Origin of the sequence: Peribacillus asahii (genome assembly GCF_004006295.1) — a bacterium.
GTDB lineage: Bacteria > Bacillota > Bacilli > Bacillales > DSM-1321 > Peribacillus > Peribacillus asahii_A.
Genome location: NZ_CP026095.1, coordinates 3879145 through 3905771 on the forward strand (window position 1 = coordinate 3879145; position 26627 = coordinate 3905771).

At 38.1% G+C, this 26627-nt stretch carries 19 protein-coding genes and 1 other annotated feature; of the genes, 8 read left to right on the forward strand and 11 right to left on the reverse strand.

Features of this window, described 5'->3' with window-relative positions; translation table 11 throughout:
* Positions 1-355: 355 nt before the first annotated feature.
* The 5 genes from mbcS to ezrA form a co-directional block, all read right to left on the reverse strand.
* A complete protein-coding gene (gene mbcS / locus BAOM_RS19075) occupies positions 356-1945 on the reverse strand; it encodes an acyl-CoA synthetase MbcS (protein WP_127761652.1) in 1590 nt (529 codons plus the stop codon).
* Positions 1946-2279: 334 nt separating this feature from the next.
* On the reverse strand, positions 2280-2486 hold the full coding sequence (locus tag BAOM_RS19080) for an alpha/beta-type small acid-soluble spore protein (RefSeq protein ID WP_119116866.1): 207 nt from the start codon (positions 2484-2486) through the stop codon (positions 2280-2282).
* Positions 2487-2558: 72 nt separating this feature from the next.
* Entirely contained in the window at positions 2559-3767 is a 1209-nt protein-coding gene (thiI, locus tag BAOM_RS19085; protein ID WP_127761653.1) for a tRNA uracil 4-sulfurtransferase ThiI, read from the reverse strand.
* A gap of 4 nt (positions 3768-3771) precedes the next feature.
* Positions 3772-4911, reverse strand: a complete 1140-nt coding sequence (locus BAOM_RS19090) for a cysteine desulfurase family protein (protein ID WP_127762642.1) — start codon at positions 4909-4911, stop codon at positions 3772-3774.
* Between the two features lie 212 nt (positions 4912-5123).
* Positions 5124-6821, reverse strand: a complete 1698-nt coding sequence (gene ezrA / locus BAOM_RS19095; protein ID WP_127761654.1) for a septation ring formation regulator EzrA — start codon at positions 6819-6821, stop codon at positions 5124-5126.
* Positions 6822-6994: 173 nt separating this feature from the next.
* On the opposite strand from ezrA, the gene hisJ reads away from it, so the two are divergent.
* A complete protein-coding gene (hisJ, locus tag BAOM_RS19100) occupies positions 6995-7792 on the forward strand; it encodes a histidinol-phosphatase HisJ (protein WP_127761655.1) in 798 nt (265 codons plus the stop codon).
* On the opposite strand, the gene refZ is transcribed toward hisJ, so the two are convergent.
* A complete protein-coding gene (refZ, locus tag BAOM_RS19105; protein ID WP_164853291.1) occupies positions 7779-8441 on the reverse strand; it encodes a forespore capture DNA-binding protein RefZ in 663 nt (220 codons plus the stop codon). The genes hisJ and refZ overlap by 14 nt on opposite strands.
* Before the next feature lie 155 nt (positions 8442-8596).
* Between refZ and BAOM_RS19110 the strand changes: the two genes are divergently transcribed.
* Entirely contained in the window at positions 8597-9076 is a 480-nt protein-coding gene (locus tag BAOM_RS19110) for a GAF domain-containing protein (protein ID WP_127761657.1), read from the forward strand.
* Positions 9077-9144: 68 nt separating this feature from the next.
* On the opposite strand, the gene BAOM_RS19115 is transcribed toward BAOM_RS19110, so the two are convergent.
* On the reverse strand, positions 9145-11016 hold the full coding sequence (locus tag BAOM_RS19115) for a sensor domain-containing diguanylate cyclase (protein WP_127761658.1): 1872 nt from the start codon (positions 11014-11016) through the stop codon (positions 9145-9147).
* Positions 11017-11544: 528 nt separating this feature from the next.
* On the opposite strand from BAOM_RS19115, the gene rpsD reads away from it, so the two are divergent.
* Positions 11545-12147, forward strand: a complete 603-nt coding sequence (rpsD, locus tag BAOM_RS19120) for a 30S ribosomal protein S4 (protein WP_127761659.1) — start codon at positions 11545-11547, stop codon at positions 12145-12147.
* 196 nt (positions 12148-12343) lie between these two features.
* Here rpsD and tyrS read toward each other — a convergent pair whose 3' ends face one another.
* Positions 12344-13600 (reverse strand): tyrosine--tRNA ligase, encoded by a 1257-nt coding sequence (gene tyrS / locus BAOM_RS19125; RefSeq protein WP_127761660.1) that lies wholly within the window; start codon positions 13598-13600, stop codon positions 12344-12346.
* A gap of 133 nt (positions 13601-13733) precedes the next feature.
* Positions 13734-13953: a binding site (T-box leader), on the reverse strand.
* Positions 13954-14096: 143 nt separating this feature from the next.
* On the opposite strand from tyrS, the gene BAOM_RS19135 reads away from it, so the two are divergent.
* Complete coding sequence (locus tag BAOM_RS19135; protein ID WP_127761662.1) at positions 14097-17030, forward strand: transglycosylase domain-containing protein; 2934 nt, start codon at positions 14097-14099, stop codon at positions 17028-17030.
* Between the two features lie 84 nt (positions 17031-17114).
* Here the strand turns inward: BAOM_RS19135 and acsA are convergent, their stop codons facing one another.
* A complete protein-coding gene (gene acsA / locus BAOM_RS19140) occupies positions 17115-18827 on the reverse strand; it encodes an acetate--CoA ligase (protein ID WP_373995309.1) in 1713 nt (570 codons plus the stop codon).
* A gap of 321 nt (positions 18828-19148) precedes the next feature.
* Here acsA and BAOM_RS19145 point away from each other — a divergent pair, with 321 nt between their 5' ends.
* From BAOM_RS19145 to BAOM_RS19155, 3 genes are read left to right on the forward strand one after another with little or no spacing between them, the layout of a single operon-like run.
* Positions 19149-19781, forward strand: a complete 633-nt coding sequence (locus BAOM_RS19145; protein ID WP_127761664.1) for a GNAT family N-acetyltransferase — start codon at positions 19149-19151, stop codon at positions 19779-19781.
* Between the two features lie 27 nt (positions 19782-19808).
* Positions 19809-20456 (forward strand): acetoin utilization AcuB family protein, encoded by a 648-nt coding sequence (locus BAOM_RS19150; protein ID WP_127761665.1) that lies wholly within the window; start codon positions 19809-19811, stop codon positions 20454-20456.
* The gene (locus tag BAOM_RS19155) at positions 20453-21628 is read left to right on the forward strand and encodes an acetoin utilization protein AcuC (RefSeq protein ID WP_127761666.1); all 1176 of its coding nucleotides are present in this window, start codon (positions 20453-20455) and stop codon (positions 21626-21628) included. The genes BAOM_RS19150 and BAOM_RS19155 overlap by 4 nt, the downstream gene beginning before the upstream one ends.
* Positions 21629-21711: 83 nt before the next feature.
* Here BAOM_RS19155 and ccpA read toward each other — a convergent pair whose 3' ends face one another.
* Positions 21712-22719 carry a catabolite control protein A gene (ccpA, locus tag BAOM_RS19160; protein ID WP_127761667.1) on the reverse strand — a complete coding sequence of 336 codons (1008 nt, stop codon included), beginning with the start codon at positions 22717-22719 and terminating at the stop codon, positions 21712-21714.
* A gap of 319 nt (positions 22720-23038) precedes the next feature.
* Positions 23039-24115 carry a bifunctional 3-deoxy-7-phosphoheptulonate synthase/chorismate mutase gene (locus BAOM_RS19165; protein WP_127761668.1) on the reverse strand — a complete coding sequence of 359 codons (1077 nt, stop codon included), beginning with the start codon at positions 24113-24115 and terminating at the stop codon, positions 23039-23041.
* Positions 24116-24358: 243 nt separating this feature from the next.
* On the opposite strand from BAOM_RS19165, the gene BAOM_RS19170 reads away from it, so the two are divergent.
* Positions 24359-26503: a cell division protein FtsA gene (locus BAOM_RS19170; RefSeq protein WP_127761669.1), complete on the forward strand. Its 2145-nt coding sequence runs from the start codon at positions 24359-24361 to the stop codon at positions 26501-26503.
* Positions 26504-26627: the final 124 nt, after the last annotated feature.

The following is a 26627-nucleotide window of genomic DNA, read 5'->3' on the forward strand; positions in this document are numbered from 1 at the left end:
ACATTAATTTTTAACCTATTTTATTATAGACGATTTTATCATCTATGACTGTCATCACGACTTCAGTCTTTAATCATTCAGCTAGTCCCATTCTATTTCAGTCGATCCGTGTACCTCCATGCACTTTCCAACGGGCGTAAGTGCACACTGCCTTTCACTGGCTATTAGTCTTCCCAACCTCTTATTGTGGAAACTCCTCACCTAAGCAAACGCTTGCTATGTCCAATAAGATACATGAGGACTGTTTACTACTCCCAAAACGTGACTAACCATCAGTAAGGCTTCACTGATGGAAGTTTATCTATATGATTTCAAAAAGAAGCCACCAATATCAAAATTGGCGGCTTCCAATACTTTATGAGTTAGATTGAGCTAATAACTCCTCTTGTTGACGTAATTCCACACGACGAATTTTTCCAGATGTCGTTTTTGGTAGATCATCAAGGAATTCAATTTTTCGTGGATATTTATAAGGAGCTGTTAACTCTTTTACATGCTCTTGCAAATCTTTTACTAAATTTGGAGCACTAGAATCAACACCTTCTCGCAACACAACGAAAGCTTTTACGATATGTCCGCGTACTTCATCTGGTGAAGCTACAACCGCACATTCTTTTACAAAAGGATGCTTGATTAGAGCATCTTCTACCTCAAATGGCCCAATTGTATAGCCTGAACTAATGATAATATCATCAGAACGTCCTTCAAACCAATAATAACCTTCTTCATCCTTCTTTGCACGGTCTCCCGTAATATAATATTCACCACGGAACTGCATAGCTGTACGTTCTGGATCTTTATAGTAATTCTTAAATAGGGCAGGAGTATCCACGTGAACAGCAATGTCTCCTACTACTCCAACTGGACACGGATTACCATCTTCGTCAATGATTTCTACCGTATTCCCTGGAGTTGGTTTCCCCATTGACCCTGGCTTAATTTCCATTCCTTTTGTAACACCAATCAGCAATGTATTTTCCGTTTGACCATATCCATCACGTACTTCAACATTAAAATGCTGTTTAAATACTTCAAATACTTTTTGGTTTAATGGCTCTCCTGCAGATACAGCGCTACGCAGCTGAGCTAAATCATATTTGGCTAAATTATCGACTTTTGCCATCAATCGATATTCTGTTGGTGTACAGCACAATACATTTACCTTATAGTCTTCTAGAAGTTGCAAATATTTTTCCGGTTCAAATCTACCGTGATAAACTAATCCTGTCGCTCCTGAACCAAGTATTGCTAAAAACGGGCTCCAAATCCACTTTTGCCAGCCCGGCCCAGCCGTTGCCCATGCTACATCATTTTCATTGATGCCTAACCAGTTTGCAGCAGTCGTGTTTAAATGTGCATAAGCCCAGCCATGCGTATGTACAACACCTTTTGGATTTCCTGTTGTGCCTGATGTATATGATAAAAAGGCCATATCGTCAGCTTTCGTATCAGCTAACGCTAATTCTGATGAAACTGTATCAGCTAACTCCTGTAAGTTCAACCATCCCTCTACTTGTTTACCAATAACAAATTTTAAAAGAGATTCCTCTCCTTTAATTTCATCAAACTGATTTGCATACTCCTCGTAGCTAATAATCGCTTTTACTTCTCCATGATTAATACGATATTGTAAATCTTTAGCACGAAGCATTTCAGAACATGGGATAACAACTAAACCGATTTTCAAAGCCGCGAGGTATACTTGGTACGCTTCTACTAAACGAGGAATAATAACAAGTACTGTTTCTCCCTTTTTCAACCCCTGATTCAAGAAAACGTTACCAATTTTATTAGCATTTTCCATCAATTCAGTATAAGTCATTGTTTTTTTATCACCAGATTCATTTTCCCATAATAGAGCAACTTTGGCCGGATCTGCTGCAAACTTTTCTACTTCACTAACTAAGTTATATTGTTGTGGTGCTAATAAATGCTCGCGTTTCATTCCGTTTCCCCCTCTAATAGCCAACTTATATATGTGTTACTATAACTTAATATTTATACCTGGTCATAATTTTATTATACACTAATTTCCTGTAAATTTTAAAATAATTATTTGCTATTGTATATGAACTTACTTATTTCAATTTGGTTTAGTTTGTTTTCAACACCTCCCTACTTATATACAAGTATTTTACCATAAATTACATTTTTTTCAATAATTATTCGCAATTTTGCTAATTAATTGTTTTTATGCCAAAATACTACATATAATATTGTCGAACACACGAAAGAAGGAAGCGGGTATAATCCCCGCTTCCTGCAGCCATATTATTCAATTATTTTGAAAATCCGCCACCTAATTGTTGCTCAGCCATTTGGACAAGACGTTTTGTAATTTCTCCTCCAACTGAACCGTTCGCACGTGATGTTGTATCAGCACCAAGCTGTACACCAAATTCAGAAGCAATTTCATACTTCATTTGCTCAAGAGCTTGTTCTACTCCTGGAACTAATAATTGATTTGAGTTGTTGTTGTTTGCCATGTGTTGTTCACCTCCTTGTGATTATAGAGTGTGTAAAAACACATGGCTTCATTCTTGGTAATTGCTAGATAATCAGAATAATTCTTCCATTTCCTTTTCGATAGTTTGTTGATTTGGAACAACAGTAATTGTTTCTATATTTTGAATCGCCTTTTCAATTAATGGCTCAAACTCAACAAAACTTTCATAGTAATTCACTTTTTCCCTCTTTGGTTGCGTTTTTGGACTTGCTGGTGTGAATACTGTACAGCAATCCTCATACGGTAAATTAGAAATTTCAAACGTATCTAGTTTCTGAGCCAAATCAATAATTTCTAGTTTATCCATTGCAATAAGCGGGCGTAAAATCGGCGTATTCGTTACTTCATTAATCGCAAACATACTGCTCATTGTTTGTGAAGCTACTTGTCCTAGGCTCTCCCCTGTAATAATCGCCAGTGCGTGATTCCTTTCACGAATTTGATCAGCTAATCGCAGCATTAAACGTCTCGTCGTGGTCATCGAATAGTTATCTGGTACTTGCTTTTGAATTAATACTTGAATATCCGTAAATGGAACAATGTGTACCTTAAAACTGCCTGTCACTTCTGCTAGTTTTGCTGCCAAATCCAGCACTTTTTGACGCGAGCGCTCACTTGTAAATGGAGGACTATAAAAATGAATAGCCTCTACCTCTAAACCACGTTTCATCGATAAATACCCTGCTACAGGACTGTCAATTCCACCTGAAAGCATTAACATTGCCTTGCCGCTCGAACCATATGGCAATCCCCCAGCTCCCGGAACAATTTCACCTGTTAAATAAACTGCTTCACGACGAATTTCAACAAGCAAATTGAAATCAGGATTTTTCACATCCACTTTTAATCCATCGATATTACGTAAGAGATGTCCGCCTAATAAATGATTGACTTCATTTGTTACATATGGAAACTCTTTGTCTGCTCGTTTTGTCGTAATTTTAAAAGTATGGACTGGATCTGATAACTGATTCATATAGTAGAGTGCCGCTTCTTTTATCTTCTCAATGTCGCGCTCAACCTTAAGCGCAGGGCTCAGCGACTGAATGCCAAACACTCCTTGCAAACGTGCAATGACTTCTTTATGGTCGGCATCATGTAAAATAATATACATTCTTTCTCGATTGGCTGTCAGTTCAATATTGGGAATATCCTTTAAGCTCCACAAAATATGCCTTCTCATTTTAGCCACAAATGCTTTTCGATTCCGTTTTTTTGTTGAAATTTCTCCGTAACGAATAATGATATGATCAAATTTCATGTTACTACCTCATCACCTTTTCTAGTTTAGCTACAGCGCGTCCTATAGCATCAATAGCTTGCTTAGCCTCTTCTATTTCATTATGAAACGACGTACTAATCCGAATGACACTTTCTGCTCGCTCTTGATTTCGATACATTTCAAGCACTGTTTTACTTGCCGTGCGCTTTTTAGATGAACACGCACTTGTCGTTGAGACATAAACACCTTCTGTTTCTAACTCATGAAGTAACACTTCAGATTTAAGACCTGGTACCGAAAAATTAATAATATGAGGAGCTCCGTCTACCGGACTGTTTACTTGTACTCCGTCAATTTCCTGTAATCCATGATAAAAAACTGTTCGAATTTCTTTCAATTTATGCGTATATAACATGCAATTAGTTAAACTAATTCTCATCGCCTTTGCAAGCGCAACAATACCCGCTACATTTTCTGTACCGCTTCGGAATTGGCTTTCTTGATTCCCACCTGAAAACAGTGGAGCTATCCGCACACCTTGACGAATATACAAAACACCTGTCCCTTTTAACCCGTGTAATTTATGGCCAGATATCGTACAAAGGTCAATTCCTGCATCTGCTAATGAAAGATCTACCTTCCCAATCCCTTGTACATGATCCACGTGAAACAATATTTGAGGGTAGTGCTTTAACAGCTCTCCAATTTCAGCAATCGGTTGAATCGATCCAACTTCATTATTCACATGCATAATAGAAACTAAAATCGTATCTTCACGTAACGCTTTCTCTAAATCAACAACTGAGACGCGCCCTGTTGCATCAACTGGAAGATATGTTACTGCAAATCCTTGTTCACTTAACACTTGAAAAGCCTCCATAACCGATGGATGCTCTATACTCGTTGTAATAATATGCTTTCCGCGATTTTGGTTCGCAAGTGCTGCCCCTTTAATCGCTAAATTATTGCCTTCTGTACCGCCTGAAGTAAAAAAGACTTCTGCACTCTTCACTTTCAATAAATCAGCAATTTGCTTTCTTGCTGTTGAAAGGAGCTTTTCCGCCTGCGTCCCGATACCATGGAGAGAAGAAGGATTACCGAAATAGTCCGTTGATACTTTCACAAACGACTCAATTACTTCAGGATACGGCTTCGTCGTCGCACTATTATCTAAATAAATCATCATGTCACCTTCTATAATCTATTAACGCCACCCATTCAGATAACGATGAAAGGAAATACTTATACAAGTTTTACTCTTGCAACGTCTAATATTAACATAATTAAAACAGAATGAGAATCTGGCTCCTTAAAGTTGTTTAGATGGATAACCTTATTTTTTAGCACTACTATTTCATACAGCGCCTATCAAAAAAACTCGCACAAGGCGAGTTTTTAGGATATTACTTCTTCTATATTTGCTTCAAGCCTCTTCATGCTGCCCGGTTCAACCTTCTCAATCGCTGCAGCAGCCGTCTCTAATGCAGCTTGATAGTCAAAATTATGAAATCTTTTTTCAGCTTCCTTTAAGCTTTCTGCCATAAAAGCATTGCTGCTGCGATAACGATTTCCATATTGAATGACTTTCTCCGCTAAGTACATATGTTCAATTAAACTTTGAGCACTTTCATATACTTTGTTTGTATTCGCTACCGCTTGTTCTAAAAATAAATAAACAGCTGCAACATCAAGTGGTTTTTCTTCCAATTTTCTTTGGACATGGTCAATGCTTTCTTTCGCATTCTCAATAATTGTTTTAAACTCCTCCGGCAATCCCGGAATATTACTTTTAGAAATCATTCGACTTGTCTCAAGCATCTTATGTTTTAAATCCGCTAATGATTCTTTTGCATCTAATTCATCTTTTCTTAACGCCTGCAACTTCCCTGCAAAGACTTGCTGCTCTTCCATTAAAGCTTTTAACTGCTCATCAACTGCTTGCATTTCTTCGCTAATAAGCGAGCTAGCTGTATCATTATCTTGAATCTTTAGTCCAAGTAATTCATAACGCTTTGCAATTTGTTGAACCTGCTTGATCATTCTTGTTTGCGCTTCTAGCTCACTATTCGTTAATTGATAAGATTGCTGCACAATAAACATTTCTTCCTCAAGCTTTTCATGTTCATATTCTGCGTTTGCAATTGTTTCTGCTAGCTTTTCATGATTTTTCTGAACATATTGTTTCGATAATACTTCTTTTTCTAGTAAATCATATAAAATATTTAGGCGGTCACGCAAGTCATTCATCCCTTGCTCGACTACTTCCACTTCGGCATTCTCCAACTGTTTCTTATACGAATCTAACTCTGTTTCTAAGCGCGTTACTTCTTCTGTAAATTCAATATGATTCAGCAAGTAACCTTGGTCAACCATATCTTGATAGCCTTCTTTTAGCTCCGCAATTTGGGCAGGGAGCGAAGAACCACTTTCTAATAAGAGTGCTGGCAGTTTCTCCATTCTCGAAGCTAGTCGATCTAACTTTGCTTTAACCGATAAAACAAGCTCACGTGCATTTAAATAATTCCCATTTTCCGTTTCTTCTTCATAACTTTTCAAAACTGTTGTAACTTCTTCCAACGTCTCTTCTAGCTTACTAACCGCTTTTCCATAATTATGGCGATGCGCGAGTAAAGATTTTTTTAACTGACGATAGGTTTCCTGCATTTCGGCTACTTCAAAACGATTCTTCTCCTCACTTCCAACTAACTCATGTAATTCAGATAGAATCGATTTAATACTCTCCTCAATCTCATTCAACTTTGCTGAAATTTGCCTTTGTACGTCCTTTGAGCGTTTGAAACGATATTTATCAACATATTCCTCCGCATCAAATAACAGCTCTTCTACTTCAGGCATACGGACTGTAATAATGACATCCCATTCACTGCGCCAATTTTCAAACAGTTCCTCCGTTTCACCATTCATATTCAATCTCTTGACCTTAGAAAGCTCTTCCAACACGGGGCGATTCATAATATTAAGCTTCCATGTTTCCAAACGATCAATTTCTTGAAAGTACCTTCTCTTAAAAAAATAGCCCCCAATAATAAACACTAATAGTAAAATTACTATTCCTAGTATGTATTCCATCATAAGCCCCCTGTTCTAGCCTTACCGTCCATCTTGTAAATCTCTATATCAAATAAAATAAGAAAATGTTCAATTTAATGCTTTTATGATACCATGTTAACAATTATTTTTGATGACAAAAATTTATTTTTTGTAGAAAATTACTAAAAACAGCTATTTATCGGGAGGGAAATGTGATGAAAACGGATAGTCATGTGCATTCACCGTTTTGCCCACACGGCTCTAAGGATTCATTCGTTGAATATATAGAAAGAGGAATTAAACTAGGTCTACAAGAAATCACCTTTACTGAGCATGCTCCTCTGCCAAAGGGATTTATTGACCCCACGCCTGAAAAAGACAGCGGTATGGATGCTGCCCTTTTGTACACCTATTTAGAGGAACTTCAACAGCTAAAACAGCAATATAAAGATCGTATTACAATTAAATCCGGCCTTGAAATCGATTATATCGAAGGATTTGAACAAGAAACAAAAGCTTTCCTTAATGAAATTGGAACTTTTCTTGATGACAGCATTTTGTCTGTCCATTTTATCGAGCATAATCACAAATGGTATTGTATCGATTATAGCGACGATGAATTTGGAAATATTAGCACTGAACTCGGTTCTATCGATGCCGTTTACACAAAATACTATGATACACTTCAAAAATCAATCAACGCGGACTTAGGTATTTATAAGCCAAAACGAATCGGTCATATTACATTGGTCCATAAATTCCAGCATCGGTTTCCAGCAGCTAAAAGCTTCGACGATCGTGTGTATCATATTCTCGAACAAATTCAACGACAAAATTATGAATTAGATTACAATGGGGCTGGTGCTGTAAAACCACTTTGTCGCGAGCCGTACCCTCCGGAACGATTTGCTAAGCGGGCTGTTGAATTAGGTATTCCTCTTCGCTATGGTTCTGATGCCCATCAAGCGAAAGACTTAGGACAAGGATATAGTGCCTTGATTACACTCCCGTAAATAATTCGGGACGACTAAATAGTTTTGCCTGATCATGATCAGGATGAAATAATGTTTGTTCAATGAAACGCTTTACTTCATCGGCAAAACGGTTCATATAGTAAGCTTCCTGCGGGAATACATAAAGTACTTCTGTTGCATAATTTGGATGCAGTACAGGTGCCGTTAACAAGCTTTTCAGCTGCAATAAATAAAGCGGCACAGAAACAGATTGAAACACGCGTGTTTTAATGCCTTCATCTAAAAGATGTTGAAAATAGTATTTTTCTTTCATAAAATAAGTCGAATGAATTTCGCGGTTTAAATTGGTGTCTAATGCGGATTCACCATAAATAAAACGCGCAGCTAGGAAATATTCTCTCTGGAATTCAAGTATATCCGTCACTAAATCTACCAAACATTGTTGTGGTCCTTTCTGTTCTAACATGACAACATTTCTCTCTAAGACCGCAATATATTTTTCTAAATAAAACATAAAGCAATACTCTAGTAAGCCTTGTTTATTCTTAAAATAATAAGCGATATTAGCTGGATTCACTTTTGCTTTGTTGGCAATGTCACGAATCGATGTAGCATGATAGCCTTTCAAATGAAAAAGGTAAAGAGCGGCATCCAAAATTTCTTGCTTCGTTGACGTTTGGCGATTCATCGGATTTCCCTCGCTTTCTACATAAAGACAATTGTCTAGAAAGTATTCTAGAGTAACTGACGGGAATCCTTTTAAAAGTTCTCGACAAATTCTTAGCATCCATGCTCATTCAAAATACAGCACAATAAAATTATGGTGAAGTTAGGTGAAATAGTATGTTTAATGTCGAAAAACACCCAGGAAATAAACAAGAACAATATACACTTTTGCATAAACAACTCGTAGCACTTATTGAAGATGAAAAAAATCAAATTGCCAATTTAAGCAATGCTTCTGCTTTACTCAACCAGTTTCTTCCTGATATTAATTGGGTTGGTTTTTATTTAGTGGAAGACGATCAATTAATTCTTGGACCATTTCAAGGACTTCCTGCCTGTGTACGCATCCCTTTTGGAAAAGGCGTTTGCGGTACTTCAGCAGCAAACAAAACAACGCTGCGCATCGCCGATGTACACCAATTCCCTGGGCATATCGCATGTGACGCTGCTTCTCAATCAGAAATTGTTATTCCTCTTATAAAAAACGAGGAAATCATCGGCGTTTTAGATATTGATAGCCCAATGACGAATCGTTTTGACGCAGAAGATCAACAAGGTCTTGAAGAATTTGCTGCTATTTTGAGCAGGTATTTATAAACAGCTATTTATATAAAACAGACCTATTCGCTAAACGAATAGGTCTGTTTTATTGTTGTATGTAATGATTAACAATCGCACTGTTGAAGGAGCACTTTATTTTTGCCTGTATTTTTAGCAATATATAGAGCCTCATCTGCACGCTTAAATAATTCTTTCACATTATTACACCGTTCTTTCGACCAGTATGACACACCGCATGAAATCGTTATGTTTGGATTGGTTTGCTCAGCTACTTTATCCTTAATTCGTTCTGCAATCCGCAAACCAATAAGCAAATCCACTTTTGGCAAATACACCGCGAGCTCTTCACCGCCCCACCGTGCCCCTATATCCGTATCTCGAATATTACGCTGAATCACTTTAGCTACTTGAATAAGAATCTCATCCCCCACTTGATGGCCGTATGTGTCATTAACCTTTTTAAAATTATCAATATCAATTAAAATAAATGTGCCTTGGTCATCTGTAATCATCGATTCACACATTTGCTGGTCAAGATAGCTTCGAGAATGCAATTGAGTTAAATAATCTGTAATAACCATTTTCTCTAATTCTTCTCGAAGAATGGAGTTCATCATTGCTATACTAGAATGGTGAATCAGCGACTGGAACAGTTTAAACATATCAAATGAGAAGAAGTACGGCTCTTGATGCAACACGACCACAAACCCTCTAAGACTACTATTTTCCATCATAGGAACGGCCATTAACGAACGATACTCTAAATCCTCTTCCTCAATATAAACCGTTACATCACTAATAAATTGTGATTCTTTTTCTTCTTCCATCTTCCTTTTTAAAAAGGAGAGGTAGGCCTGTGCATCCTTTGTTTCAAAAAAGCTTGAACTTTCGGGAAGTAATTGCAATGCTCCATCATTGGATAATAAAACAAAACCTGATTGATTCGCTTGAAAAGATTGTATAATTTGTCGCTTCATAAATTGAATCGTGTCATTTAAACACGTGTTAGAGTTCAAATAATGTGACGTTTCGTTAATCAGCTGTAAATCCGCGACAAGCCGTTTAGATTGTTGATACAGTTGGGCATTCTCGATTGCACTTCCAGCTGTATTCGCCAACAAAGTAATAAAGTCGAGTTCACTTGGTGGAAATAACAAGCTATCAGGGGCGATAATCTGCAAGACTCCATATACCCCCTGCTTTCCTAATAGCGGGGCGTATAAAATAGAATGCCGCTCTGTATAATCGTCCTCAAATTGTAACTTTCCAGTCAAGTAAGCCTGCATCGCTACAACATTTTCACTATTATAATCTAATTCTTTAACAGGTAAATTCCCATGTCCATAGCTATCTTGGGACAGAAATAAATAATAATCAAAGGTTGGATATACATTCTGTAAAGTAGAGATGACCTCTCCTAATACAGCTGTCATATTCATAGAAGAGTGAAACTGCTCCGTTACCCGATACAATTGTTTATATCGCTGTTCCTTATGCTTTGTTTTAGCAATACATAGAGCCGTTTCCATAATCGTAGCAAACTCTTTTGAGAATGTAAGCCAATCTTCCTGCAGATACGAAAATGTGCTGGAGGTTTTTTCCTTAAATCCAACTAACCCTACTATCCGATGATTAACATGAAAAGAAATAAAAGCTTGAAAACCTTCAATTTCCATCAACAACTGGTCTGGTACAATATATCCTTCATTCTCGTTTTGATTCCATTGTGTGATTAACATATCAGAAGCGGCTAGCACTGACCTTTGAAAAGCTCCAGTCGTAGCTTCCATATAGAATTGTTGCGTCCAATCGTCATACTTAAAGTAAGTTACTTCCTCCATACGTAATAACTCTTTCGTTACCAATAATACATCCTGTATAAATGCAGTGGAATACATGTCATTATTCACATCACTTATCCGCTGAAAAAAAAGAACACGTAATTCATTTAATAATTGAGTTATTTTACTACTCATAGTCCATCATCCCTAAGTAACACTTTATTTTTACAGAACCCTATACTAAGAGAGCCTGCCTTCTTGCTAAACCACCTGTACCTATCCACCTAGCAACCGAAATAGTATTTATAGACTATGATAAATCCATAAAATACCTATTAATCCCCCTTATATAGAGACTTTGGATACAATTAGTATACGTTTAATTATAACTAGTTTAAAATAAAATTTCCGCATAAAATGAATAAATCCTAAATATTTCGTGCATTTTCAGTTTGAATTGCCTTATTTTTTTCACAATCTCTTTTACTAAGAACAAACTAACCTTGACTTAAAATATTTAATATTATACAATACTCTTTGTGTAAAATATTGCAGCCTATGTGATAGCCTTTGTGCTTTCATTTTGTTCCTCTCTATATAGAGGTGTATCGCGTAACCCTTAGCTGCTAGGGCGATGGTACATGAAAACAAAATGTCCATGATCGTTTATTCACACGGTTTTTATTTTACCCAAATAAAAACATTTAAAGGAGGAGTCATCTTATGGCTCGTTATACAGGTCCAAGCTGGAAATTATCTCGTCGTTTAGGAATTTCCTTAACAGGTACTGGTAAAGAATTAGAAAAACGCCCTTACGCTCCAGGACAACACGGTCCTAACCAACGTAAAAAAATCTCTGAATATGGTTTACAATTACAAGAAAAACAAAAACTTCGTCATATGTACGGAGTAACTGAGCGTCAATTCCGTAACCTATTCGATAGAGCTGGTAAGCTTCAAGGTAAACACGGTGAAAACTTCATGATTCTTCTTGAATCACGTCTTGACAACGTAGTATACCGTCTTGGTTTAGCTCGTACTCGTCGTGCGGCTCGCCAACTTGTAAACCACGGACACATTCTTGTAGATGGTAAACGCGTTGATATCCCATCTTACAAAGTTGTTCCTGGTCAAACAATTGCTGTTCGTGAAAAATCACGTAATGCAGTTGTTATCAAAGAAGCAGTTGAAGTGAATAACTTCGTACCTGATTTCTTAACGTTTGATGCAGACAAATTAGAAGGTACTTTCACTCGTTTACCAGAGCGTTCTGAATTACCTGCTGAAATTAACGAATCTCTTATCGTTGAGTTCTACTCTCGTTAATAGCAAAAAGTGGTTCCATCCTCAGATGGAGCCGCTTTTTTTATTGTCAGGCTTTATCCCATACTTAATGGACAGTAACACCCTACTAATGGAAGTTCACTTTATTATATTTAACATAGCGTATGTTTAGGAAATACTATTTCCCTATTTAAAAAGCCGGCCAAATAGGGCCGGCTTTCTTCTATATATTATTCACTTATCTTACTAACGTATATTTCTTCTTCCCTCGACGAATGAGCATAAACTCTCCTTCGATTTTATCCACTTCTGTCACTACATACGCTAAGTCCGTTATCTTCTCTCCATTAATAGAGATTGCGCCATTTTGAATATCTTCACGTGCCTGACGTTTCGAAGGCGAAATTTTTGCTTCCACGATTAAATCAACAAGGCTAATTTCTTCCTGACTTTCACGCACATAGCTTGGGACATCTTTAAAACCGACTTTAATTTCAGCTGCACTTAAGTTCTTTACCTCTCCACTAAATAATGCAGCAGAAATTTTAATCGCTTGGTCCAACGCTTCTTGACCATGAATTAAACGTGTCATTTCTTCCGCTAACGCTTTTTGTGCTTTACGTAAATGCGGCTCGTTTTCAACTGCTTGTGCTAATTCTTCAATCGCTTCATGAGATAAGAATGTGAAGTATTTTAAATATTTCACGACATCTGCATCGGCTGTGTTAATCCAAAATTGGTAGAACTCATAAGGAGTTGTTTTTTCCGGGTCTAACCAGATTGCTCCCCCTTCTGTTTTACCAAACTTTGTTCCATCTGCTTTTGTTACAAGCGGAATAGTCATTCCAAAAGCTTTAGTCTCTTCATCATGTGCTTTACGAATCATTTCTAAACCTGTTGTAATATTCCCCCATTGGTCACTGCCGCCAATTTGTAGTTTACAATTATAATTATCATACAGATGATTAAAATCTAGTCCTTGTAAAATCGTGTATGCAAATTCTGTGAATGAAATCCCTGTTTCAAGGCGAGACGCAACTGTATCTTTCGCAAGCATATAGTTCACCCCGATGTACTTCCCGTAATCACGAAGGAATGTCACCACATCAATTTTGCCAATCCAGTCATAGTTATTGACCATCACCGCTCCATTTTCCCCTTCAAAACTGAAGATACTTTGGAGTTGGCCTTGTAAACAACGAGCATTATGTAACACTTTTTCTAGTGTTTGCAGCGAACGCTCTTCCTTCTTCCCACTCGGGTCACCAATTAGACCAGTTGCTCCGCCGACTAATACAAGCGGACGATGACCATGTTGTTGAAAGCGACGCAATGTCAAAAATGGTAATAAATGCCCAATATGCATACTATCAGCCGTCGGATCAACTCCACAGTATAGAGAGATTTTCTCGTTCTCTAACAGCTCTTTCATCCCTTCTTCATCTGTTTGTTGGTACATAATTCCTCTCCACTTGAGATCTTGTAATAAATCCATTATTTTTTCCTCCTTTTTATTAAGCTCCTGTTATAAAGATTTGTTAACGATTGCTTTCATACAAAAACATAGTTTCACACACCTTTTAACATACGCCTTTTTGAAACAAACAAAAAACGCCCCTTCATATACATGAAGGGACGAATTATATTCGCGGTACCACCCAACTTGAGGACTGCAAAAAAATCCTCCGCTTAATGCGAGTAACGGTCGCAACCCGATTCCTGCTACTTCAATGTTCACAGCAACTGCTCCAGGGAGTAATTCATCTCACTATATGTACCGATTTACACCAACCACCGGCTCTCTAACACAGGGATAGCTTGACTACTGAATCCTATCATCACTTTAAGCATTTATATAAATGAATTTTTATCATATATTTCGTTCGATGTCAACCAGCCAAACATCCATATATTACCAACATATTGAATATTGTCCGTTTAATAATTGATTGTGTGCTATAATATTAGGTGATTTTAGGGGGTATGATACGATGAGTAATAATCAAGATGGATGGAAGAGGTTTATATACTTCTTAAAAAATAAAAAAACACAACAAGCAGCGAGAGTCAGTTATTTAGTAACTTGGAACTTAACACTCCTTCTTATCATCATTGGCATTCTTGGATTTTCTTTTGCTGGAGGAGTTGGTGCTGGTTATTTTGCAGCCCTCGTAAAAGATGAACCCGTACGTTCAAAAGAAGATCTACAAAAAGAAATTTACAACTATGAAGAAACATCGGAAGTGTATTTTGCAGACGAAGTCTATCTTGGAAAACTTAAATCTGATTTAGAGCGAATTGAAGTGCCCATTGAAAACATGTCTGACGATTTAAAAAAAGCAGTGATTGCGACTGAGGATGAATATTTTTATGAGCATAAAGGGGTTGTACCAAAAGCAATTTTACGAGCAATTTATCAAGAATTCACAAATGCCCCTATTCAATCCGGCGGAAGTACATTAACACAGCAGCTCATTAAAAACCAAGTGTTAACGGATGAAGTATCATTCGATCGAAAAGCAAAAGAAATTCTACTGGCACTTAGAGTCGAGAAATTCTTTGAAAAAGATGAAATTCTAGAAACCTATTTAAACGTCTCAACGTTCGGACGCAACTCTTCTGGACGGAATATTGCTGGTGTACAGTCTGCCGCTGAAGGATTGTTCGGAAAAGATGCAAAAGACTTAACACTCCCACAAGCAGCGTTTATTGCTGGTTTACCTCAAAGCCCATTTGGCTATACTCCGTATACACAACAAGGAACGCTTAAAGAGGATTTAACTCCTGGAGTTTCACGTATGAAAACGGTGTTAAAACGAATGCGGGATAACCAGTCTATTACACAAGCAGAATATGAAAAAGCTATAGCCTATGATATTACAAAAGACTTTATTGGCAAGAAGCCTCTGCCATCTGAAAAGTATCCATGGTTGACTGTTGAAATTGAAAAACGCTCTATTCAAATTCTTACTACGATTTTAGCTAAAGACGATGGATATGAAGAAAGCGACTTGGAAAAAGATAAAGATTTATATCAACAATATGTTACGTTAGCTGATCGAAATTTACGCCAAAATGGCTACAAAATTTATACAACAATTGATAAAAACATTTACGATAACATGCAGGAAGCAACAAAAAACTACCCAAACTTCGGATACGATAAAACGGAAGAAGTAACGGATTCAGAGACGAAAGAAAAGAAAATCGTCAAAGAACCAGTAGAAGCTGGTGCAATATTGATTGAAAATAAATCAGGTAAAATTATCAGCTTTGTCGGCGGGCGCGATTTTAATCGTGAACAAACAAATCATGCGACAGCAGCCATTCGTTCAAACGGCTCAACGATGAAACCATTAGCAGTCTATGCACCCGGTATTGAACTTGGGAAGATTTCTCCAGGGAGCGTAGCAGCGAATGTACCTGTTTCAATCAATGGATGGCGACCAGGTAACTATGGGGGCGGCGGTTATAGCGGCGTGGCAACCGCACGTGAATCACTCGTGAAGTCATATAACGTACCAACTGCTTTATTTTATAAAAGTATTATTAATCAAAATCCTGTTAAATATTTAGAAAAAATGGGATTTTCCAGTTTAGCAAAAGCCGATTATGAGAATCTATCTGTATCACTCGGTGCTTTAGAAAAAGGAGTAACCGTTGAAGAGAACGTCAATGCCTATGCAACTTTTGCAAACGGTGGAAAATTTATCGATGCTTATATGATTGATAAAATTGTCACAAAAGATGGTAAGGTCGTTTATGAACATAAACCAAAGAAAGTCGATGTCTTTTCACCTCAAACCTCTTATTTAACGATTGATATGATGCGCGATGTCATCTCAAACGGAACAGCGACTTCTGTCCGTAATCGCCTTGCTTTTTCTAGTGATTGGGCAGGTAAAACCGGGACATCTCAAAATTTCGGAGATGCTTGGTTCGTTGCAACTAACCCGAATGTCACATTTGGAACATGGATTGGCTATGATACACCTAAATCATTACAAGGCTTGTATAATGGCCTTGAATATAATAAACGAAACCTATATTATTGGGCCGATCTTATGAATGCTGCTTATCAAGTTAAACCGAAACTTGTTGATCCAGAGAAGAGCTTTAACATGGCAAGCGGAATTGTCAGTCGCTCATTCTGTGCTGTTTCCGGATTGCTAGCTTCTGAAGCTTGTCAAAAAGCAGGATTCGTCAGAACAGATCTTTTCATTGCTAAACATGCACCAACCAAAATTGATAATAGTTTCACAGATGGCCAATATGTTCAAGTAGGGGCAAAACGCTATGCAGCTCTTCCTCAAACACCAAGTGAATTTAGAAGCGGCGGCATGATGCTAAGCCCAGATTTTCTTGAAAGCACGGGCTTTAAATATGTAATAGATCGAAGCAGCCTTCTTCCAACTAACGGACCATCGAATGGAGTCGCTGCAGCAACAGCTAAGTTGAACGATAATGGTAAAACACCAGCTCCACCTAGCGTCAGTGTCCAAGGGAACGCTCTTGTCTGGAGTCAACATCCTGAGGGAGATGTAGTCGGCTATCGAATTTATCGCAACGGTAAAAAAGTAGGCAGCCTTCAGGGGAATGTCTCTATGTCCTTTACGATGTCTCGCGGCGGTTCCTATTATGTAACAGCAGTTGATATCGTCGGCAAGGAGTCTGGAGGATCCGCAGCTGCAGGTGTCCAAAGTCAAGTAGAAACACAACAAACTGAGGAAATAACACCAGAAGAAACAGCACCAAAGCAAGAATCAACGGATTCAACTAAAAAGCCGAACGCAGAAGCTGACCAGGAAGTAAATCAAGAAACTACGAAGCCTGCAGCTCCAAACGAAACAGAGGAAACTGAAGAAACACCTGAATCCACTAAACCGGCTGATTCACAAACAAAACCTGTAGAACCTACAGAATAAAACATGAAGAAAGAGGCTAATCCATTAGGATGCCTCTTTCTTCATGTTCTCTTCTAAATTAAATAGAACTGTTAGCCTCGTACTTTAGTCTTCCATTGAAGATAAATCGCCCGTTGGCAAATCAAGTTCCCAAGCCTTTAAAACACGACGCATAATTTTTCCACTCCGAGTTTTCGGAAGCTTATCGCGAAATTCAATTTCGCGCGGTGCTGCATGTGAAGCAAGGCCTAACTTAACAAATTGACGAATGTCCTCGATTAATTGCTCAGTAGGTTCATACCCATCGCGAAGAGCAATGAACGCCTTAATGATTTCACCACGAACTGGATCAGGCTTTCCGATTACCCCTGCTTCCGCAACAGCTGGGTGTTCGACTAATTTACTTTCTACCTCAAATGGTCCAACGCGTTCACCAGAAGTCATAATAACATCATCGACACGTCCCTGAAACCAGAAGTAGCCATCCTGATCCATATAAGCAGAATCTCCAGATACATACCAATCTTCCTTTAAAAAATAAGAATCATATTTTTGTTGATTATTCCAAATTGTCGCCATCATAGCTGGCCAACCTTTTTTAATAGCAAGATTCCCCATTCGATACGGCGGCAGCTCTCGTCCTTGGTCATCAATAATCGCTGCCTTCACTCCCGGAATTGGTTTCCCCATCGAGCCTGGCTTAATTTCCAAACAAGGATAATTACAAATCAATTGTGCACCTGTTTCCGTCATCCACCAAGTATCATGTATACGACGCTCGAACACTTTCATCCCCCAGCGAATAACTTCCGGATTAAGCGGCTCTCCTACACTAAGTACGTGTCGAAGCGAACTTAAATCAAATCGCTTCACTATCTCATCACCAGCACCCATAAGCATCCTAAAAGCTGTTGGAGCACTATACCAAACCGACACTCCAAACTCCTCAATAATCTTATACCATGACTCTGGTTTAAAACGGCCTCCTGCGACTACAATGGAAGTGCCCGTAAGCCACGGTCCGAAAACTCCATAAGCAGTCCCTGTAACCCAGCCTGGGTCAGCTGTACACCAATAAACATCTTCCTCCTTCATATCGAGTACCCATTTCACCGTTTGATAATGCTGAATCATCGCATTGTGAACATGGAGAACCCCTTTGGGCTTTCCAGTCGATCCTGACGTATAATGAAGCGTAAGCCCATCTGTCCTTTCTACCCAAACAATATCAAACTGACGATCTGCTTCTTTCATTCTTTTATTGAAGTCATAACATTTATCTTTTTCTTCAATATTCTCTCCTACCAAAAAGATATATTGCAAGTGTGGAAGATCTTTAACTGGCACACGTGATAATAGCTCAGGTGTTGTGACAATCGCCTTTGCTTCACTATCTAACAAGCGATCTCGAACAGCTCCCTCCATAAATGCTTCAAATAAGGGACCAACAATTGCCCCAAGCTTAATCGCACCAATTAAAGCAAAATACAATTCTGGAGAGCGAGGCATAAAAATAAATACACGATCTCCCTTCTTTATATCTGCTACACCTTTAAGTACATTCGCTGCTTTATTCGTCTGTTGCTGTACTTCTTTAAATGTATATTTTTCATTTCGCTCATCATCTTTATAATAAAGGGCAACTTTATTCTTTTTAGAAGTTTTGGCATGACGATCTATCGCTTCATAAGCCAAATTTACCTTCCCTGTTTCAAACCAGGAAAAGGCTCGCTCCGCATCCGACCAATCAAACTGCTTGTACACCTCATCATAATTTTGCAAATTAAATTCACCCGCTATTATTGGCAACGTTTTCAATACTATGCAACCTCCCTTTATTAACGTTTCATAATTTCATATATATTACGTTTATCATGATTTATTTCTAAAATTAGAGAAAAAGAAGTGAAACTTCTATCAATAAAAACCTTACATGGCTGTTAAGTATGAAATAGTTTTATAATGATTGTAAAAAAGTGAAAAAAATAAAAAATAATTGCTAAATTTATAAAATTTACATACTATTTTTCATGTATAATATTTCAAGAATGTAATTTTTTAAGGCTATGTTAATGAATATTATTGATTCCCAGAAGTAATAACACCATTTAACAGAGCTTTTTTAAAGGAGGTGAATACATGAGGCATACAAAAACCTACTATGCGAAGGAGTTAGAAACAACAAATGGTACATTGCTTATCGAAGGTCCTATTTCCGCTGAACAACTAAGTTCCCTTCACTTTCATGAAGACCTCGTTGCTTTTCGCCCTCCATTACAACAGCACAAAGCCTTAATAGAAATTGCTAGTTTACCAGAAGGACGCATTATTATCGCGCGTCATGAAAACACAATTGTCGGCTATGTAACCTTCTTATACCCTGACCCGTTAGAACGTTGGTCGGAAATTAAGATGGATGATTTAATTGAACTGGGAGCAGTTGAAGTCATTTCTTCATTTCGCGGTGCATCAGTTGCTCAAAATTTGCTGCGTGTAGCTATGATGGATGAGGAGATGGAAAACTATATCATCATTACCACAGAATATTATTGGCATTGGGATTTAAAAGGAACCGGATTAAACATATGGGATTATCGAAGAATGATGGAAAAGATGATGAGTGCAGGAGGGCTTACCTATTTTGCAACCGATGACCCTGAAATTTGCTCACATCCCGCCAACTGCCTTATGGCGAAAATAGGTAAAAACGTCCCGCCAAAATCTGTTCAAACATTTGATCGGCTACGCTTTATGAACCGCTTTATGTACTAATACGGTGATTCAAGAGGAGGAAGAACAATGATTGTTGAAAAGATGATGACCAAAAATGTTATGACTCTAGCCCCAACAGATACCATTTACAGCGCGCTCTTACTTATAAACGAAAAAAAAATCCGCCACATTCCAATTGTCGACCAAAACAATTATCTAATTGGTTTAGTAAGCGACCGCGATCTTAGAGACGCTACTCCATCCATCTTTCGCACCGAAGAGTTTAAAGAAGATTTATACAGACCGATTAGTTCGATTATGAAAACAAATATTATTTCGGGCCATCCACTCGACTTTGTAGAGGAAATCGGCGCTATTTTTTGTGAAAACAATATTAGCTGCCTTCCGATTGTAAAAGAAAAGAAACTAGTAGGAATTATAACAAGCTCAGACTTATTACAAGCCTTTATCGAATTAACGGGAGTCAATAAACCCGGTTCACAAATTGAAATTAAGATTCCGGATAAACCAGGCATCCTCCATGACATTTGCGGTATTTTCAAAAAGCGAAATGTAAATATACATAGCGTACTCATTTATCCAGAGAAAGCTGATAATACATCTCCAATACTCGTCGTTCGGGCTCAAACGATTAATCCATTTATCGTCATAGAGGATTTACGAAAAGAAGGCTATGAAGTCCTTTGGCCAACTGTATCGGGGCAATTCCTATGATTCATGACGCACTATATATCCACTCAGAAGATTTATTAACCTATAAATTCCGGGAGGATCATCCATTTAATCAAAAGCGGCTACAGCTAACACTTGATTTGTTACAAAAACATGGAGCGATAAATGATAGACAAATTATTCAACCACGAATGGCTACCATTGAAGAATTAGAGCTTGTTCATGATGCTCAGTATGTCCAAGCTGTCCAACTTGCAGGTCAAGGGCAGCTATCAGTAGAAATCGCACAAAACTACGGAATCGGCACAGATGATACACCGATTTTTAAAAATATGCATGAAGCAAGTGCACTTATTACAGGCGGTACGTTAACAGCTGTTGATGCTGTTATGACAGGACACGCCCTGCACGCATTCAATCCGGGCGGAGGCTTACATCACGGCTTTCGCGGTAAAGCATCCGGCTTTTGTGTCTACAACGACTGTTCCGTTGCTATTAAATATTTACAACAAAAGTATAACGCACGTGTCTTATATGTTGATACTGACGCCCATCATGGGGATGGTGTACAGTGGTCCTTTTATGATGATTCCGATGTATGTACACTATCCATTCATGAAACAGGACGCTACTTATTTCCTGGTACCGGAAACATAAATGAACGAGGTCAAGGAAAGGGCTATGGTTATTCCTTCAATATACCGGTCGATGCCTTCACAGAAGATGAATCATGGCTTGATTGTTATCGCACATCATTGAGGGAAGTTATGGACTTCTTTAAACCAGATGTCATCCTCACTCAAAATGGAGCAGATTCTCATTATTATGATCCGTTAACACATCTATCAGGAACAATGAAGATATATAAAGAGATTCCGAAACTTGCACATGAATTTGCTCACAAATATTGCGGAGGACGCTGGATTGCAGTTGGCGGCGGCGGCTACGATATTTATCGTGTTGTCCCTCGCGCCTGGTCACTCGTCTGGCTTGAAATGACGAATAATTCAAACAATAGCGGTCCTCTTCCAAAAGACTGGATTAATCGTTGGCAGCCGGAATCTGAAGAACTACTTCCAAGCGAATGGGACGATATGGACGACATCTATGAGCCGATTCCACGAAAAGCAGACATTACGGAAAAAAACGCTCAAACATTAGCTAAGGCGCTGCACCCGATTCGCTCATCTCAGCAAACTACGAATCAGTTTTAAACTTGTTGTAACAAATAGAAAAGCACTCGGACGTTCCGAGTGCTTTTCACTGATTTTTAATGTATGCGCGATTTCCTAACAGCTTATTTTGTAGATTGTCTCTCTTCAATTCGATGCGGCAAAATAACATTATCTAAACCATTAACTTCTTCCTTGTTCATCAACTTCGTTAACAATCGCATCGCTACGGCACCGATGTCATAAAGTGGTTGAACAATTGTTGAAATTTGTGGACGCACCATTAAAGTTAATCGTGTGTTATCAAAGCTAATGACTTCAAAATCGTCAGGCACATGCAAACCTTTATCTTGAGCTGCATGGACAATACCGAGCGCCATTTCATCTGCTGCTACAATAATAGCACTCGGCTTATCCGCTACTTCTACAAGCTTTTCAAAACATTCAATACCTGAATTATAGGTATAGTCTCCTTCGACAATAAGTACATCATCAAAAGGAAGGTTTGCTTCTTGTAAGCCACGTTTGTAACCTGCTATTTTTTGAATATTGATTGGATCAGTCAGATTACCTGAAACAAAAGCAATGCGTGTGTGCCCTTTCGCAGCAAAAGCTGACACGGCATCAAACGCTGCTGCTTCATAATCAATATTTACCGACGGAATTTGATGTTTCGCCTCTTCTTCAATTGAACCAGCAAGAACAATTGGTACCGGCGAATTTTTAAATTCCTTCACATGCTCGTCTGTAATATGACTGCCCATAAACACAATGCCATCAACTTGTTTCCCTAACATCGTATTTAATAAGTGAAATTCTTTATCTTTATTTTCATCCGAATTACTTAAAATAATGTTGTATTTATACATCGTAGCAATATCTTCAATTCCTCGTGCTAACTCAGCAAAGAAAATGCTTGAAATATCAGGAATAATCACACCAACTGTCGTCGTTTTCTTGCTCGCAAGCCCTCTTGCTACCGCATTCGGTCGATATCCTAGGCGTTCAATAACATCCGATACTTTTTTTCTTGTGGCTGGTTTTACGTTTGGATTGCCATTTACTACGCGAGAAACCGTCGCCATGGAAACATTTGCTTCGCGGGCTACATCATAAATGGTTACATTATTCATAATCCCATTCCTCCATTTCAATTATTTTCTCCATTAAAGGCTACAATTATTTTGATTTTCGTTTTATCTGTATCTAAACATATTTATTTAGTTCTTGAACTATGTGAATAAATGCACAAATAAAGTGGGCAAATGATTAATCCTATTATGATATTTATCATACGATAGACGTTTCTTTCCTGCAATTACTTTATTCTTTTTAAAGCTCCTATTAGTTGATTTTTGATTTATTTCATAAGAAACAAGAGTTTGACACCCTAACAATCTACAAAAGGTCCTTACTGTAAATAGTAAGGACCTTACTCATTGCTATTTTCTATTAAACCGTCACCCAGTTTAAACGTTTAATTTCATCATAGAATGCATCGAATTGCTTCAAGTCCATTTGCTGTGCTGAATCAGATAAAGCAACAGCTGGGTCCGGATGCACTTCAGCCATCACACCATCTGCTCCAATAGCAAGTGCTGCTTTTGCTGCCGGAAGTAAAAGATCACGACGTCCTGTTGAATGCGTTACATCAACCAATACAGGTAAATGCGTTTCTTGTTTTAAAATCGGTACAGCTGTAATATCTAACGTATTTCTTGTCGCTTTCTCATACGTACGGATTCCGCGTTCACAAAGAATGATATTGCTGTTTCCCTGTGCCATAATGTATTCCGCAGCATGAATGTATTCATCGATTGTTTCTGACATACCACGTTTTAAAAGAACAGGCTTATTCGTTGAACCAGCCGCTTTTAACAAGTCAAAGTTTTGTGCATTACGAGCACCAATTTGAATCACATCGATATAATCAAGTGCTGTTTCAATATCATCTGTGCTTACAATCTCACTAATAACCGCTAAGTCGTATTCATCTGCAACTCTTTTTAAAATTTGAAGTCCTTCAAGGCCAAGTCCTTGGAAGTCATATGGAGATGTACGTGGCTTATATGCACCACCGCGCATTAACTTTAAACCTTTCGCCTTAATTGCTGCTGCAACGGCTGCTGTTTGTTCATACGATTCAACCGCACAAGGTCCGAAAACAAAACTTGGCACGCCATTACCAATTAATTCACCATTTAAATTGATAATCGTATCTTCTTGTTTTTGCTTTCTAGACACAAGCAAGGCTTTCTTTTTATTTTCATCTTGAATATCTAATCCAAGTTTAAAAATTTCTTTAAAGATATGCTTAATAGACGCAAGCTCTAATGGTCCCTCATGTGTTTCTTCAATGAGATCTAGCATTTTTCTTTCACGAACTGGATCGTAACGATTTACACCTTGCTTTTCTTTTACTCGGCCAATTTCTTGAGCGAGCTCAGCTCGTTGGTTAATAAGATGTAATAACTGAAGATTAATATCGTCTAGTTGATCACGTAGTACGTCAAGCTCCTTGTTGCTCATTACAAATCCATCCTTTCGTTTTTAAAATTAGCACTGGTCCAATTATTCTTAATCATCATAGGATTTCGAAAATTTTAATTGATTGTTATCCAGCCTTATTTTCTTCATATATTTTGCCATATTTCATGTATAATTGAAATTATTATAAATGATAAAAACCTAAATGTCACTTAATTTTCACTTTATTAATTGAACGCTTTTAAGCATTAAAGACTGATTTTCACAAAAGAAGGTGTTAGCTATATGACAGAAACATTATTTGCCCTAGATATTGGAACAAGGTCTGTTGTAGGCATTATATTAGAAAAATTATCAGAAAGCTATAAAATTATTGATATTTTATCACAAGAACATGCAGAAAGAGCAATGCTGGACGGACAGATTCATGATGTCATGGCCGTTGCCAAAATCATTCAACAAATTAAAGAGCAACTCGAAGAAAAACATGGACCTCTAAAAAAAGTGTCTGTTGCGGCAGCAGGACGAGCTCTCAAAACAGAAAAAGCGACAATAGCTGTGAATATTAAAGGAAAGCCTATGCTATCACGTGAAGATATTCTTCACCTCGAATTCAGTGCCGTTCAAGAGGCACAACATCTAGTAGCTCAAAAGAATCAAACCAATTCTACTTATTACGGTGTTGGTTATTCCGTTTTATACTATCGGCTAGATGGGCAAGAGATTGGAAGCTTAATCGACCAAACTGGTGAAGAAGCATCTGTTGAAATTATTGCAACATTTCTTCCAAAAGTGGTCATTGAATCTTTGCTTGCAGCTTTGAAACGAGCCGATTTAGAAATGCAGGCTTTAACACTCGAACCAATTGCCGCTATCAATGTTTTGATTCCACCATCTATGCGTCGCTTAAATGTAGCACTGGTTGATATTGGAGCGGGAACGTCCGATATTGCTTTAACGGATTCAGGCACAGTCATTGCCTATGGAATGGTACCAATCGCTGGTGACGAGATTACGGAAGCGATTAGCGACTATTTATTACTCGACTTTCCACTTGCAGAAGAGGCGAAACGGAAGCTTATGACGAATGATGTGATTACAGTGACGGATATTCTTGGCTTTGAGGTTGATATATCCAAAGAAGAAATCATTCACAATATTCAGCCTGCGCTAAATCGTTTGGCTGATTCTATTAGTCAAGAAATTCTTGAATTAAATAATGGGAAGGCACCTAAAGCTGTCATGCTTGTGGGCGGCGGCAGTCAAACACCTGAGCTAACAAAACTCATCGCTAAACGACTAGCTTTACCAGAAAACCGCGTCGCTATCCGCGGAATTGAAGCGATACAACATGTACAGTTCTCCTCTCATGTACACAAAGGGCCTGAGCTTGTCACGCCGATCGGCATTGCTATTGCAGCGAATAAAAGCCCAATTCAATATATGAGTATCCTCGTAAACGGACAGCCTATTCGTCTATTTGATATGGAACAAACAAACGTTTCTGATTGCTTGCTTACTGCTGGTATTAAGTTGAATAAACTATACGGAAAGCCTGGAATGGCTAAAATCGTGCACTTTAATGGACAGCAAATTACGATACCTGGTGAACATGGAACTCCCCCGAAAATTTTATTAAATGGAGTAGAGGTCGCCCTTGATGCAGCAGTCAAAAACGAAGATATCATCGAAGTGACAAAAGGAGAAGATGGCCATACGGCTATATTATGTATTCATGACCTAATTGATCATATGCCAAGTAAAAAAGTAACGATAAACGGTGTGACCTATATAATAGAAGCGACCATTACAAGAAATGGATCGATTGTGACGAGGACAGAATTCATCAAAGATCATGATGTTATTACGTGCTCCATTCCGGAAACAATTGAAGAACTATTACAAGTACTGCAATTACATGAATTACTGCGCTTAATTCAGCCGTTTCAAATTGAATTAAACGAAAAAATACATAAAGCGCCTAGCATTAAAGGGTACATTTATAAAAATAACATAGAAGTAAAAGAAAGAGCTAGTTTTGAGGACGGCGATATTATTCAGGTCTTGCCCCCAAAGTCATTAACGCTAGCGGAACTAGCCGAAGCTCTAAATATTCAACTCACATACTCTATTCCAATCACGTTTAACGGAAATAAGGTAATCTTAACCAAAGCTTTAGCCGAATTCTGCCGCGGGGAAACCCGATTATCGCTATCCGACACGATTCAAGTTGGAGAAAGCCTAAGCTATGTGCCGTATAAACTGGAACCGTTTATCTTTCAAGATTTGTTCCGACATGTAAATATCGATATGCCGCAACATGCTTCCAGTCGGTTTATTTTAATTAAGAATAATCAAGAAGCAACCTTCCATGAAACATTAGCACCTGGAGACCAATTAAAAATTCTTTGGCCAACAATGATTCAATAAGAAAAGCGGAACCGGCTCGTTCAGATCAAGTAGAAAACAGAAAGAGGCCCAAAAAGGCGCTCTTTGCCTTTTGGTGACTCTTATCTTTTTCACCGTGATCTAGCCGGTGGAGCTAGACAATAAG